The organism is Halorubrum sp. C191 (assembly GCF_002727095.1).
Taxonomy (GTDB): Archaea; Halobacteriota; Halobacteria; order Halobacteriales; family Haloferacaceae; genus Halorubrum; species Halorubrum ezzemoulense.
The window spans coordinates 245-13,731 of the sequence record NZ_NHNZ01000029.1 but is presented as its reverse complement, the minus strand read 5'-3'; the positions used below and the strand labels follow the sequence as shown (position 1 = coordinate 13,731).

The following is a 13,487-nucleotide window of genomic DNA, read 5'->3' as shown; positions in this document are numbered from 1 at the left end:
CGAGACTGGGTTGGCCTAACGCTCGCACGACCTCGACGATGAGAGGGTAGTGGGCCTTCAGTTGTGATCTGCTAGATTCACCCTACAGACCGTCTATCAGTCGTTTCTAGCAGTCCAGCGTTGAAGCGGCACTAGTCTTTTGAGGAGTTTCTGTTCGGGATCTGCGTGGTCTCTTCAGCATACACTAGATTACCACCTCAGAGTAGCGCGAAACGCGAGATTTAGATACGTTGACTAGCTACAACTCGTGATACCTGATGATCGAGATTTCTGATTCGCTTCGCTCTCTGTTCAGTGCTCAAATCGAAGAACGTGATGGCTCATATATCGTGGATGTCCCCGCGAGTGAAATTGAACACGACGCGCTTGCTGCCGACGAAACGTATCGCGTCGCGATCTTGAAATCGGAATCCTCGGCAAGCAAGAAGACTCAGGAAGAGCAACCCCAATCGGCTGCGCAAGAACCAACTCCGACGTCGGATGGTCCTCCCGTAGACGAAGGTGTAATCCGCGACGTGACGATCGAGACGACTGGTGATCAAGGTGACGGCATTGCGAAGGTTGAACGCGGCTACGTCGTGATCGTTCCCGGCGGACAACCAGGTGATGAGCTGTCGGTCGAGATCGAGCAAGTCAAAGAGAACGTCGCGTTCGCCAGTATCGTCGAACCCGACTCACGGGCGCTGTAACGTCGTTTTACTGGCACATGTCTATTTGACTGGGATGAGGGTGTCATAGAACTCTTCTCACACCTTGTTGACTGACCTGTGGATCGCTCAGTACAGGGCATTCATGTACCGATCGCGTACTTCCCCGCTACCTGTCAGGAAAGTCGTGCGAGATACAGAGCGTCAGCTCAGCAGTAGAGGGCCGTCCAAAATAGACGCAATTCTACATTTTGCGCAGTTTCAATCGGTAATGGTATAATGATCTGATACTATCTCTCATACGTGGTAGCGCTTATATACGGATTCTTGATTATCGGACTCTTTGCCGGGGGCTGGCTGTGTTGGTTTAGTTATTCAGTACTGCGGATGGATCCACAGCTCGGTCGTCTCGCACTGGCAACGGCTGTCGGCATCTTGGGTGTTGGAAGCGTTCTCACCGCAGCAGTCGGTATTATACCGTGGCTTCCGGGTCCAGAGACGAATGATCAGGTGTGGTTGCTCCTGCCACTTGTGACCTGGAACCTGATGACTGCGCCGTGGTTTGTATTTACGCTTCAGTACACCGGAGCGCGTCCGGCGATCAGTCGTCGGTTGATAGTGGCACTGACAGTACCGGTGTTGCTAGTCCCACTCCGTGTTGGTCTCCAAGCAAGTCCGGTTGAATTACCACCAGCGATTACAGGCTTTACTGCCACAGTCGTTTTTGCGTATGTACTTTCGCTGGTTGCTTCCGGCTGCTACTTGTTATTTCGGCAAAATAAAAACGACGCTCGTTTCTCGTTACAGCAGGGTCTATCACTTTCAGCCATCCCTATCGGGTCGTTCTTGCTCTGGAACCTCTCAACCTTTGAGATAACAGCGACCGCGATGGTGGTTGTATTTGATGCCGGGACGATTACCGTCTGTGCAGGCTTGGCTGGTGCTCGCTACCGGTATGGTCTCTTCAATTCGATTCCGGCAGTCGGAACGCTCGGTGAAGAGGCGCTGATCAAACAGACAGACGATCTAATGTTTGTCGTTGATGCAGATGAGCAAGTCATACAGAGCAACCGGATCGTCGTCGAGAAACTCGACACGACGCGGAGCGAGCTTCTAAATAGTAAAATTGACGACGTCATAGGGTACGAGATTGACGAAATCGTGGCTAGCGAGACTATCTCTCTCGAAACGTCTGCTGGGGTTCGACAGTACGATTCGCAGCTATCAGCCGTTACCGGTCCACATGGCAACAGGCTTGGAAGTGTACTCAGCTTTCGTGACGTGAGCGACCGTGAGATCAGCCAACAGCGACTGTCCGTTTTGAACCGAGTGCTTAGACATAACCTTCGAAACCGGATGGATATTGTAAAGAGCCACGCTGAGGCCCTTCCAAGTAACGTGGAGGAACACAGTTCATCGATCATTGGGGCTGCCGATGACGTTGTTGCTCTCAGTCAGCAAGCAAAGCAGATCGATCAGTTTGTTTCGGCCCAAGAATCTAGCAGTCAAGTCGATCTCACGCAAGTAGTAGAGGCAGTATTAGACCGTCTTTCGAGCACGGACGTGACCGTCACTACCGACATGCCGGAAACGGCTATGATAGCCACGAATCAACGGGCTGCCACGAGCGCGATCGAAAGTGCATTAGAAAATGCGGTTAATTACGCAGCTTCGTCGGTGGTAGTAACGATCACAACCTCAGAGGGAGGCTACTGCGTGATCATTAGCGACGACGGTCCAGGGATTCCTGTAGCGGAACTCAACGCTCTAGACAGAGGTACAGAAGACCCACTGAAACACACGACTGGACTAGGATTGTGGCAACTCAAGTTGGCAGTGATGATACTTAACGGAGACATTTTATTTGAAATAGATAACGGAACGACCGTAAGAATTGACATTCCCGATAACGCAGCATCTGAGATAGAGTAACTTGGTGATTACAAGATAGGAGGTCAAGTTCCTTTAGTTGCCACCGTACGAGATACGCGTCCTGTATCTCGCACAGGTAGCTGAACCTCTCGTTGAGCTGGCAGAATTTTTGACAGTCAATACGCAAGTGCGTTTTATCGGCTTATTCGGCTGTAAATTCACGAAATAAATATCGTGGCAACTCCTCTATGACACCCTATGGGATCGTTGGAACCCCGACTATCCTGATCCACCCTACTCGCTTCCCGGCTTACCGATGTACTCCGATTTCATCGTCCCGTTTTCACGATAGTAGCGATAGAGATACGGGCCGTGCATATCCGCGGGGTCTCCGCTGGCGCACTTACAGCTATCGTCGCCACAGGTAACTTTCTCTTTGACGACGGTCCCGCTTCCTTCGCTATCGGACTCCTCAACGGGCTCGGCAGCCTCGGGAAGGTCGTCAGTGTCGACCGACTGGTCGCGATACTCGATGAGCGCCTCAATATAGTTCTGCACCTCCTGGAGTGTCTCCGTATCCTGTTTGGGGAGCCCCTCTGCGAGATACTTCGGGAGCGAGGTGGGTGGTGACGGCTGCTCCATACCTTATGTAACAATTGGAGCCATGTTAGCGCTCGGGTGCTACATAAGGTATTGAACCTTCTTTCCCCACCGTGACCACCTCAGCAATTACTCGAGATCGTAGGCCGCGATTTCGCGAGAGCCACACTGTGGACACTCATCGACGTCTTTCTCCACGCTGTATCCACAGTGACGGCACTCGTGGTGCGTTGTCGATGACGGCTCGAGACTGACGATCTGCCGGATGAACTGTTTACTGAGCATTCATGGGATCGACGATCTCGCCACAGCCGGGGCATTCGGCCCACACGCCCGGTCTACCGCTATCTGTTTCATACTCGATGATCGCGTGTCGGCCGGTAACTGTATCGCCACAGAATGAGCAGGTGCCACGGACCGTCTCTGGATTATCGGGGGTCATTCTCACGAGATCGGCAACTCTTTTCAGGGGGAGAGGGAGCGTGTGACAGTGTTTTATAGCTGGTTCGGTCGGTGAGACCGACTCAGCTTTGCTCCCTCACCTCAAAATCACACGCTCTATAACTTATACTTCGGGTGAGCGGAGTGAAAGTACTTCTCTAGGACGGCAATATGACCACGGTTCGCGAGTGGCCACCACACAGCTACGATTTCTAGTGATGGTGTTAGGGTGTCATAGAAGAGTTGTCACGACATTTATTCCGTGAATTCATAGCTGAATTAGCTGATAGAACGCGCTTACACATCAAGCATGAGTATTTAAACACTACCCAAACGAACGACGACAGGAATGCGCCCTCCAGAAAGCACGAGACTTCGGTCACTGACCCGTCAATCGCCCGTATGAACCGGCGTACATTCCTCGCGACGGCTTGTGTCGGTACCGCAGCACTATCGGGGTGCCTATCGGTCCTTCCGTTGGGCAGGCCGGACACGCCGTTGCCCGCCGTCCCTGACGGGACTTGGCCACAACACGGGGCAAACAGCGCGAACACGTTTGTGTCGGATGTTTCCGCACCTCCGCGGGGAAACCTAGCGTGGGAGTCGGCGACTTTCACACGGTGGGATCGGGTGATCACCGACGGAATCGTCTACACCACAAACTTCGACCCCAGCAACGAGGGAAGCGCCATCGCACTCGACGCACAGGATGGTAGCGAACAGTGGCGGACACTTCTCGAAGGGGACGGCGACCATGGAAGGGCGCTCGTCGACGAACGCTTCCTCGTGGCGTACGACGAGGAGCTCGTCGCCCTCGACCGACAGAACGGTGACGTTCTCTGGCGACAGCTGCTCGAAGAGTCCGAAACCGGCGGGAGGCCGACGTACACTCCGGAACTGCTCGCCGTCGACGAACGGTCGGGTGTCGTCGTCGTTCCATCCCGTGACGGCCTCGAAGCCTTCCGAGCGGAGAACGGCGAACCACATTGGGAGACGGCTAGGGTGACACAGCAGCGCGTCACGCCCGCGATCCACGACGGCACCGTCTACGCGGTGGGGGCCGTCGACGGCACGGACAGCGTCGCGGCGTTCGACGTCGAGGACGGAACAACCCGCTGGACGAAAGCACTGGAGCAGGTGTCGACGAGCGCCGATCCGGTAGCGACCGAGCGGGGCGTTTTCGTCGTAGACGGGAACAGTCTCGGCGTCCACGACCCCGAAACGGGGGAGAGGACCAAGGAAATCGGCTTGGCCGAGATCGACAGGACGGAAAGCACGACGGTGGCCGTGGACGGGGAGACAGCGTTCGTGGCGAACGCCGAGGGGCTACTCGCGGTCGATCTCGCGGCCGAAACGACGCGGGTGCTACACGACGACGATGTGTACGCCCAGGGGTTCTGTATCGGGAGCGACACGGTGATTGCCATGGTCGACGGATCCGAGTACGTCTCTACCGAACTCCGTGAGACGATCACCGTCTTCGACCGCGAGACGGGGGACGTACAGTGGAACTACGTGTTGGACTCGTTTCACTCCGTGACTATCCCACCGATCCTCGTCGGCGGTGCCGTATTCTTTGCGACCAGCAGCACCGGCGCTCTGGCCGTACTCGGCGATGTCGATTCGAACGGCTAAGCTCAGTGTCTCAACTGTATTTATCGATACCCCTCTGGTGGGTACGGACGGTTCCGAATCTGGGCGCATCACCATGCCGTTTTGTCATATATGTCTGACAACTGGTCTGATACAGCAAGCTATCTCTACTTTTTTTGTCGTCTACACAGTTGAAGACTCCATTGAGCGCGAAGTAGGCAAATTGGTCACAACAGCCGGTACAGTTGATGATGTGATCGACGAGTGAACGCTTCGAAATCACGACTCATAGTGATTACTGCGAATAGTTTCAGAGGCGGCGTCGAGGGACGCTTATTCAGCCGCCCTCAATGCCGATACGGATCGTCACGGCGGTAAAAACTTACAGTAATCACTATCAATGGGTGAATAGCGGGCACGAGACATCTCCTGGCGCGTGCTACTCCGCCGACTGGGTGTCTCCCAGGAGCGATTCGAGACAGCTGATATTATCGATCTGACTACCTAGACGTAGAATCACATATGTCGGCTGGTTAATTTTGAGCGAGAAAACTCTAATTCTCCAGCTTCGGCGGTTGCCGAGAAGCGAGCCGGTCACATCGCGATCTACCAATAGAGCCGGGTATTAATGGGCTCAGTTCTCGACACCAGTCCACGCAAATATAGTATTATACTTTATATATGTTTATATATGTATCATACAAAAATTACAGTGATTTCTCGAACCCTGCGCGGTTGTGTCTCAGGATTTCACTGGAGAATATCCTCGGGTGAGGAGACGCTCTCGAGGGTTTGTAGGCGTGGGTCTTCGGCGAGTGTTGCTGCGAGCACGATCGCAGGACGGTGGTTCAGCTCATGGTCCTTCTTGATTCCACGTCTGTCGCCGCGACCTTTTCGCTCGCTCATTGTCACCCCGAGGAACTCCAATTCGTCTAGGAGGTCTGAGACACGTTGGTAGCCAAGAACGTTTGACTCGACGTCTTTCGCCACAGTCTGGTAGCGGTCATAGACTTGCGACGTTGAGACGGTGTCACCCCTCCCATCGAGCCGCTTTGTGAGTGTATACAAGACGAGTTTCGCTTGGTCTGGGAGTGTGCTGATGCTTTTCGATAGGAGATCCGCTTCAACGAGGTCTCTTGCCTCGGTGACGTGGTTCTCGGTGACGGTCTCATCCATGTTCCGTCGGGCCATCATGCCGGCCTTGTTCAGTAACTCGATCGCTTTTCGGGCATCTCCGTGTTCGTCGGCTGCGAGCTCTGCTGCTCTTTCGATCGTGTTGTCACCGAGGACGCCTTCCTCGAAGGCATCGCGACGATTCTCGAGGATGTCCTCCAGCTGGTCAGCGTTGTACGCTGAGAACACGAATTCGGACCCGCCCATCGAGCTTTTGACGCGCTGGTTGACCTTGTTTCGGAACTGTGTCGTCTTGTTGCTAATGAGCACGATGGAGATGTAGGTCTCTATCTCGTCGTTTTCACGGGCGCGCGAGAGGGCATGGAGAAGGTTGTTGAAGTCTTCGAGCAGATCGATCTCGTCGAGGATGATAACGAGCCCGTCGTAGTAGTCGTCGACGATATCCCAGAGCTCCTCGGTGTATGTTTTCCACCCTACCCCACGCTTAGGTGGCGGGGAGACACTAGGTTGTGCCTTAACCCCGTATTTCTCGTCTAGTTCGTCGAAAACTGAGAAATATAGTGTTCGTGAAGCGCGGGTGATCGTGTTGTTCGCGTTGCAGTCGACGTATACATTGGTCGCGTGGACCCCGTTTTCTTGGGCACGTTCAGCGATTTTAGAGGAGACGTGCCGTGAGACGAGGCTCTTCCCGGTGCCGGTCTTCCCGTAGATTTGGATATTATCTGGAACATCGTTATAGATGATGTCCTCGAGACTGAGTGCGACGTTCGTGATCTCCTCTTGCCGCCCGACGATTCGGCCTTCGTCGGGGACAGTACCGACCGAGACGAGGGACTTGTTTTGGAAGATTCGTGGTGAGTTCCCGATCACCTGGTCGACCGAGAACCCGCTTTCGCCTGTGTCACCCATGATTTTTGGAATTGTGCGTGGGGGTGATAAATTTGCCGCCCCTGATTTGGAGTGAGTTTGCCGAGTGTGTGGGTTTCTGCTCGGGTTTTGTCGGGGATAAGAATTCAGTCTACACCCCCAGTTTTGAGTGAGAAGTGTCTCACCCCACCCCCAGTTTTGAGTGAGTACCTTGGGAATCTGATATAGGGGACCCCCGGTTTGGAGTGAGATTGTCGAGAAATTGATACAGAGGGGGACCCCCAGTTTGGAGTGAGTGTATCAAGAGGATTGGTGGCGCAATGGAACCGAGAGATTCCAGACGAAATGGTCTGTAGCGTGAGTTCGATCTAGGTTTGGCTCTCGCTTCCCGTCTTGTTTGGGTTGTCTCAAACCGTCTTTTCAATGGAGAACTAGACTAGAGGGGGATCTAGAATCTCACCAGCAGTTCGTCTCGAGGTATTCTACACTACTACAGTACTATATAATATAAGTAATGGTGAAGGCAATAAATAAACAACAAAAACGGAGAATAAAGTGCTGTAATTGTCTATTAGACCTAACAAGAAGTTAGAGCTATACCACTTTTATATACTTCGTGTTTTAATCTGTAGACCTTTCAGGTCTCTGGCCGTGGTTGGATCGTCTCTTGGCTTTTGAGGACCTCACTCCAAACTAGGGGTCCCCGTGTGTAGAGTTTGGAGATGCGGCTGTGGGAGACAGTCTGAACTATCGATATTTCGGGGATTTACAGCGGAAACTTGGGGTGTGCCGGTTCGTTTGCGGGGCGTGGACCTCTCAGACAGACGTGTCCATCACACTCGCAAGTTCGCGGTCAATCTGTTCGACCTGTCGGGTGAGATCCGAGACCATCTCTGTCTGGCTCTCGTTTTCGGCCGCGATCTCTGCGATCTCCTCGCTCACGACAGTCGCTCGTTCGGAGACGTCGTCGACGGCACTCGATATCTCTTCGGCCACGCTTGCCTGTTCGTCTGTTGCCTCCGCGATCTCGCTGATCCCACTCTCAGTTTGCTCAACTGCCGTGAGAATTTGTTTTTGGTTCTCGAGGACGGCTTGGATGTCGTCTCTCGCAGACTGTATCTCGTCGTTGGCTGCGTCTACTTCGGCGGTCGTTTTGGAAGCCTTCTCCTTGATCCTCGCGACGATATCTTCGATCTCGTCAGCTTGGTCTTGCGAGCGATTCGCGAGGTTCCTCACCTCGTCGGCGACGACCGCGAAGCCGTCGCTGTTGCTGCGTGCCGCCTCGATGTTGGCGTTCAACGCGAGCATGTTCGTCTGCTCGGCGATGTCGTTGATCACACCGACGAGCTCTTCGACTTCTTCGAACTCGTCTTTGAGGTCCGCGATGTCGTCATTTCCTTCGCCGTCCCCGTCGGTTCGCCGCTCCCGTAGTATCGCTGTCTCGCTGTTGTCGCCTCCGCCCCCACCGTCGCGTCACATCTGGTACGGTCACGGTCGCGTCTCCCCGCCCACCCACACCACACCGCTCACATCGCGACCGCGATTCTCGATGTCGTCGACCGCGCCTCCCACCCCGCACTCTCGCATCGTGATCTGGCCCCCACCTTCTGTCGTCGCCACGCCGCCGCTGTTCGTCATCGGGTGTCGTGTCGTCTCGGCGGTCCCTCCATGTTGTCGCGCGCTCGGTGGTTCGTTCTTGATGGTGGTCGAGGTCGCTGTGTTGCTTCCTGGTCGTCGGGCCGACTTCGCTAGTCGTTCGTCTAATCGCCGAGGGTCGTCGCTGGTCGATTCTCACTTCCCATCGCTCGTCAGGTTGTTGCTGCCGGGTCAGTCCTGCTGGTGGTGTCGTGGCTCGCCTCTGGAGTGCTATCGATCAGCTGGTGGTCCGTCATCGACCTTCGTGGCCGGTTCGTCCCTCGTTCGATGTCGGTCCTCCGAGTCAAGCTCTCCTGCTACCTCGCAGTCGTTGCTGTCTCGCTTCGTCGCCGACACTGGTCGTGGCTCTTCCGTGGTCCTCTGCGCCGCTCTCCGAGGGTTCCATCCACTATCATATCTCTGATAGTATTCGCTTTGTCCGCCTCCCGCCTCCCCCACTTTCCCGCCTCCGTTTCTCGGCTCCGTCCCGAACCGTTCGCTACGCGACTATCCACTGAACTTCATCTCCCCTGAACCCTAATTGTGTGAATTCGGCTGAACGTATTAGACAACCCCAAGTTCGTTAATAGAGTCTATAAAACTCTCTTGTCGTATGGCTGAACGTATGAGACTGATTTGGCTGGTAGCGGTTTCATGAACCACCCCCCGCAATCCCGCCGCCTTCCTGTCATTAGATGACCTAACAATATAGATATATATTTAATTATGGATACCCCGAATTCCGCTACCGTCTTGTCATTATAAGATGTTAGCCGGGGGTTGTTGGGTCGAAAATTACTTCATGAAGCACCCCACCAATCCCGCTCCCGTCTTGTCATTACGTACTTCATGAAGCATCCCCGCGATCCCGCCCCCGTCTTGTCATTATGCGGGATCGGCTGCTACTCACAAGATTCACATTTGGTTCATGAAACACCCCCACCAATCCCACTCCCGTCTTGTCATTACGCACTTCATGAAGCACCCCGCTAATCCCGCTCCCGTCTTGTCATTACGGTGTGTCGACCAACACTTGCCGGATTCAGAATCGCTTCATGAAGGATACCCGGTAATCCCGCTGCCGTCTTGTCATTACGCACTTCATGAAGGACTCCCGCAATCCCGGTGCTGTCTTGTGATTATAGTCCAGAATTTCTGCTAGAAGCATATGAGATGTGATAGAATGCCTGGTAGTGGTAGCAATAACGGGCAAAAGCTGTGGTTGCTGGAAGTGGATTTCTCGCCGAACAGCGATCCGCATTTTGCTTTCTGAAAGTCTTGGCTTGGAGCTGTTAGGACGGGGATTTGATGCTAATTCGTCTCTAGTTCCACGCTGTTGTGTCGCCAGTTTGTTTCCAATTCAACGCTGATGTGCCGGTAGTTCGTCTCCAGTTCTACGGTGATGTATTGCCAGTTCGTCTCCAATTCAACGCTGATGTGTCGCTGGTTCGTTTCCTAGACTAAGTATCCGCAGAGGGGGGTTAGAGTACTGGGCTGTGTTACGATGGCTGATGTCGGGTCGATCTAGAGACGGGACGAACGACGCAAAAAGAATAGCTGGTCTCGGAGCGCACGTCGACTGTCTACGGACAGAGACAGTCCGGCGATCTATCGTGTTTGTGTGGGAGCCTACTTAGGTGTGTAGCCGTGCTAGGTCTCGTCAGTAGATGTTGATGGTGGGCAGCCGCGTAGATCTCTCCGTCTTCATCGAGGTCGATAACCAACCCACCAGGGACGTTATCGCCGCCGATGTCGCCGTTCTATTCCGGTGAATACCGAATAGTTTGGTCCACGGAGAGATCGTGTTCTTTGAAGAATCCTGTTGCGGCGATTACCGTACTCCCATCGCTGCGTTTGAGCGAGTAGACATCACCCCGATCGTAATCTGCTGATAGCGGGATGAGTGCGACCTCATTATTGGCTTCGTTGTACGCGAGGATGACGGCTTCTTTTCCCTTGAGATGCTGTTCAACTACTGTTGAATTTGGCGCGAGGTGGCTATCTGTGCGGAAGGAGATGTACTCACGGCCGTGGAAGATGTCGAAGCCCTCATCGGTGGCGTTAGACCGAAATGTTCGTTCCTGCTTATCCATAGATTGTGTTGTAAGAACGTGAGAGGTCAGGGGAATTCAGTCGTTGTGAGTTTCCACGGGACAGCCGTGGTCGGCGATCCGTTCTGGTAGACCGGCCGCTCCGCAGACGGGACACTCAACAATCGGTGTCGGTGGAAGGCGTTGACACTGCTCACGTGCTGCCTCAAGATGCGCACGGACGACAGTCGACTCACACCGCATGATTGCTTGTGCGTGTGCGAGATGTATATCGAGTGCTTCGCGAGCCGTCCGTTCCCGTATGCGTTGGCGGGGACTAGTCATCGCTGCCTCCATGGGAGCCAGCGAGACGCAGTTGAACGTCGAAACAACGTGGCAGTAGTATGTTGTAACGTCCGTTCATGTGGTCAAGGCGGGAACGGCGGGCGACCACGTCAGCACCATCGTGTGCTGGGCTGTGGCTGAGTCTCCCCTGTTATTCCCACCTCACCCCACTCGAGAGTTACAAACGGCTCGTCTCGCAGCGACCCACCCAAGCAGGCTCCAACCCCTGTTCTCTCCGACCGGATACGGTTCACCAGTTGTCCACTTGTCAGCTGTGACTACTGAACAGATCTGAACGAGAGCGTGCTCACCATTCTCCTAAACCAATAGATCTCAACACAGGACCTGTAATCCCGGCGGGGGTGCTCCCGTAGCCAGTAAGAGCAGTAAAGCGCAATCGACAGCCTGTCGGCTGGAGGAGGGGGGTAGCTACAGTGTTGCTCACTATCGACGGGAGTTCCCCGTCAACATCCGCCTCGGAGCCTCGCAGTCGGTAGTACCGAGTGAATCATGTACTTCAGATGCCGTTGTCAGCCGACCGACGCCCAAGCCACTACTTCCCAACTGGAGTGAGTGGCTCGACCACGGTGACGGCCTGATCGCTTCTTAGGCGACCTACATGGGTTGTAACCCTTGACTCACCTCTACCTGCCGCATGCGACAGGTGGTTTCTCCACGCTACCAGGGCATACTTAGTTTGAGGTTATCCCTAACCGTATAAGAAGTTTAACACTTTTCTAAAAGTCGACTCTAGTGGGCGCAGAGACCCTTTACCGTGAAAAATAACCGCTAAGATCAGCCGCTACGACGTGGCGGTGCCGTCGTCGTCACAGTCGCTGCCATCGTCGTCTTGGGCGGACTCGTCACAATCATCGTCAGCATGATCGTCGGGAAGCAAGTCGATATCAGGTGCTTCAAACTCATCAGGGTCGAAGCCCTCGCGTTCATGAACGAGATACTTTACACTCACTGGGACGCCCCCATCGTCGCCGAACTGGTTCACAGCTTCTTCACGAGTCAGGCGTGGCCCCTCGTAGTATTCGTGGTGGTACTCGTTCCATGCATGACGGTGTTCGATCGGGAGCTGTCGATGCCATATCCGGTAGGGTGGCTCGTCCACCTTGTGGATGTGGACGTGACAGCTCTGACACAGCGGGATCACGTTCTCGACACGCTGATCCGTATCGTCGCCGTTGACGTGGTGAAAAGAGAGTTTGTCCTGGTTGCGCGCTCCGGAGTTAGTTTCAAGCCACTCTTCTACGGTTCGACCGCAGACCACGCATTGCTGGCCCCAACGGTCGAAGACTGATTGTTCAAGATGTTCTGGTCGCATTAGTTGATGTTGAATGGCCGCTCGCGTGGCTGGTCGTCTGGACCCTGCCGGCAGTGTGTGTCCACACTATGACGCGAGCGGCAAACTGGTTGAAAATCGAGACGGCTCTGTGGGAGCTCTCTCCCGTGCGGTGCTTCCCTTTTGACTGTTCACCTCACCCAAATCGAGAAATAAAAACAGACTCCACAGACCGATCACCGCCCACCTGACGCGATACACGCTAGCTAACATTCTTGATAGCGCACTACAGAGAAATCACAGCTACCGGGAGACAGTCCCTCTCGGGAGTCGGCGATTCGTCGTTGGGACTGTCGGGGTTTGGGGTAGCAGCTTCGGTGTCGGTTCCGGTCAGCCCGTCGACGACGGTTCCGTCGTATTCTCGAAGCTCGTCGATGTTGTACTCATAGTAATGTTGACCTCGTCGAAGTGGGGCGCAGTGCCGCCCTCGTACGCTTCGATCTGGTCGAGGGTGAACTCGGCCATTTCTGCCTCCCACCGCTCTCGAGTCGTTTCGCCGACAATGATGAGTTCCTCGGGATCGACTGAAACGTTCGTCTCGCTCTCGTCTGTGGTGTAGGTGTTCGGCTTCCCGATCACCATCAGATGGTGGTGGGTGCCGAGCTGCTTCAGTGTGAAGTACTCGTTCTTGTTATATCGCTCATCGCCCCCCCTCGATCAGTCGTCGTCATCCCCTGCCCCGACCGCATCCCGTTCGTCGAGGACCTGGTCCCGGACAACTGCCTCCTCGTCCGATCGGTCTGGATAGCTCCCGGCGCTCTGAAAGTACGGCAGTGGGCTGTCGGCTAACTCCACACCAGCGACGCCGGCGGGCAACGACCGTTCGCTGACTGTTTCGAATCGGTCCTCGACTGCGTACGTTGCGCTCGATCCCACACCGAGGTTGTTGATGGGGTGATCGAGCTTCGCGTCCATCTGCTCGTAGCGGTACCGCATCTGGCGTGCGTGGACGCCCTCCCGGAGGAGCAGTTC

Annotated in this window: 11 protein-coding genes; 3 read left to right on the top strand and 8 right to left on the bottom strand. The window is 54.7% G+C overall.

The features are described from left to right. Window positions 1–257: 257 nt before the first annotated feature. Together Z052_RS02460 and Z052_RS02455 are read left to right on the top strand one after the other, a co-directional pair. Window positions 258–689 (top strand): TRAM domain-containing protein, encoded by a 432-nt coding sequence (locus Z052_RS02460; RefSeq protein ID WP_094519702.1) that lies wholly within the window; start codon window positions 258–260, stop codon window positions 687–689. Window positions 690–950: 261 nt separating this feature from the next. Next, window positions 951–2,579 (top strand): sensor histidine kinase, encoded by a 1,629-nt coding sequence (locus Z052_RS02455; RefSeq protein WP_141213607.1) that lies wholly within the window; start codon window positions 951–953, stop codon window positions 2,577–2,579. 234 nt (window positions 2,580–2,813) lie between these two features. On the opposite strand, the gene Z052_RS02450 is transcribed toward Z052_RS02455, so the two are convergent. Then, on the bottom strand, window positions 2,814–3,161 hold the full coding sequence (locus Z052_RS02450) for a DUF6788 family protein (protein WP_094519704.1): 348 nt from the start codon (window positions 3,159–3,161) through the stop codon (window positions 2,814–2,816). 801 nt (window positions 3,162–3,962) lie between these two features. Here Z052_RS02450 and Z052_RS02445 point away from each other — a divergent pair. Continuing rightward, window positions 3,963–5,195 carry a PQQ-binding-like beta-propeller repeat protein gene (locus Z052_RS02445; RefSeq protein ID WP_099288743.1) on the top strand — a complete coding sequence of 411 codons (1,233 nt, stop codon included), beginning with the start codon at window positions 3,963–3,965 and terminating at the stop codon, window positions 5,193–5,195. Between the two features lie 708 nt (window positions 5,196–5,903). On the opposite strand, the gene Z052_RS02440 is transcribed toward Z052_RS02445, so the two are convergent. The 7 genes from Z052_RS02440 to Z052_RS02415 form a co-directional block, all read right to left on the bottom strand. Then, the gene (locus tag Z052_RS02440) at window positions 5,904–7,196 is read right to left on the bottom strand and encodes a Cdc6/Cdc18 family protein (RefSeq protein WP_099288741.1); all 1,293 of its coding nucleotides are present in this window, start codon (window positions 7,194–7,196) and stop codon (window positions 5,904–5,906) included. A 774-nt stretch (window positions 7,197–7,970) separates the two neighbouring features. Then, window positions 7,971–8,540, bottom strand: a complete 570-nt coding sequence (locus tag Z052_RS02435) for a methyl-accepting chemotaxis protein (protein ID WP_275094154.1) — start codon at window positions 8,538–8,540, stop codon at window positions 7,971–7,973. Between the two features lie 102 nt (window positions 8,541–8,642). Beyond that, window positions 8,643–8,792 (bottom strand): hypothetical protein, encoded by a 150-nt coding sequence (locus tag Z052_RS20105; RefSeq protein ID WP_158228660.1) that lies wholly within the window; start codon window positions 8,790–8,792, stop codon window positions 8,643–8,645. Between the two features lie 1,757 nt (window positions 8,793–10,549). Next, entirely contained in the window at window positions 10,550–10,882 is a 333-nt protein-coding gene (locus Z052_RS19655; protein WP_144049984.1) for a hypothetical protein, read from the bottom strand. A 1,084-nt stretch (window positions 10,883–11,966) separates the two neighbouring features. Then, window positions 11,967–12,497, bottom strand: coding sequence for an HNH endonuclease (locus Z052_RS21345; protein WP_099288739.1), 531 nt, complete (start codon window positions 12,495–12,497; stop codon window positions 11,967–11,969). Window positions 12,498–12,845: 348 nt separating this feature from the next. After that, complete coding sequence (locus Z052_RS02420) at window positions 12,846–13,097, bottom strand: hypothetical protein (protein ID WP_089309245.1); 252 nt, start codon at window positions 13,095–13,097, stop codon at window positions 12,846–12,848. A gap of 75 nt (window positions 13,098–13,172) precedes the next feature. Continuing rightward, the coding region (locus Z052_RS02415; protein ID WP_099288737.1) for a hypothetical protein at window positions 13,173–13,487 on the bottom strand (315 nt) is incomplete at its 5' end.

What these genes read in the sequence shown, in the direction of transcription:
- Z052_RS02460 (WP_094519702.1), top strand. Translation starts at nt 258, where the DNA reads ATGATCGAGATTTCTGATTCGCTTCGCTCTCTGTTCAGTGCTCAAATC.
- Z052_RS02450 (WP_094519704.1), bottom strand. Translation starts at nt 3,161, where the DNA reads ATGGAGCAGCCGTCACCACCCACCTCGCTCCCGAAGTATCTCGCAGAG.
- Z052_RS02445 (WP_099288743.1), top strand. Translation starts at nt 3,963, where the DNA reads ATGAACCGGCGTACATTCCTCGCGACGGCTTGTGTCGGTACCGCAGCA.
- Z052_RS02440 (WP_099288741.1), bottom strand. Translation starts at nt 7,196, where the DNA reads ATGGGTGACACAGGCGAAAGCGGGTTCTCGGTCGACCAGGTGATCGGG.
- Z052_RS20105 (WP_158228660.1), bottom strand. Translation starts at nt 8,792, where the DNA reads ATGACGAACAGCGGCGGCGTGGCGACGACAGAAGGTGGGGGCCAGATC.
- Z052_RS19655 (WP_144049984.1), bottom strand. Translation starts at nt 10,882, where the DNA reads ATGGATAAGCAGGAACGAACATTTCGGTCTAACGCCACCGATGAGGGC.
- Z052_RS21345 (WP_099288739.1), bottom strand. Translation starts at nt 12,497, where the DNA reads ATGCGACCAGAACATCTTGAACAATCAGTCTTCGACCGTTGGGGCCAG.
- Z052_RS02420 (WP_089309245.1), bottom strand. Translation starts at nt 13,097, where the DNA reads ATGGTGATCGGGAAGCCGAACACCTACACCACAGACGAGAGCGAGACG.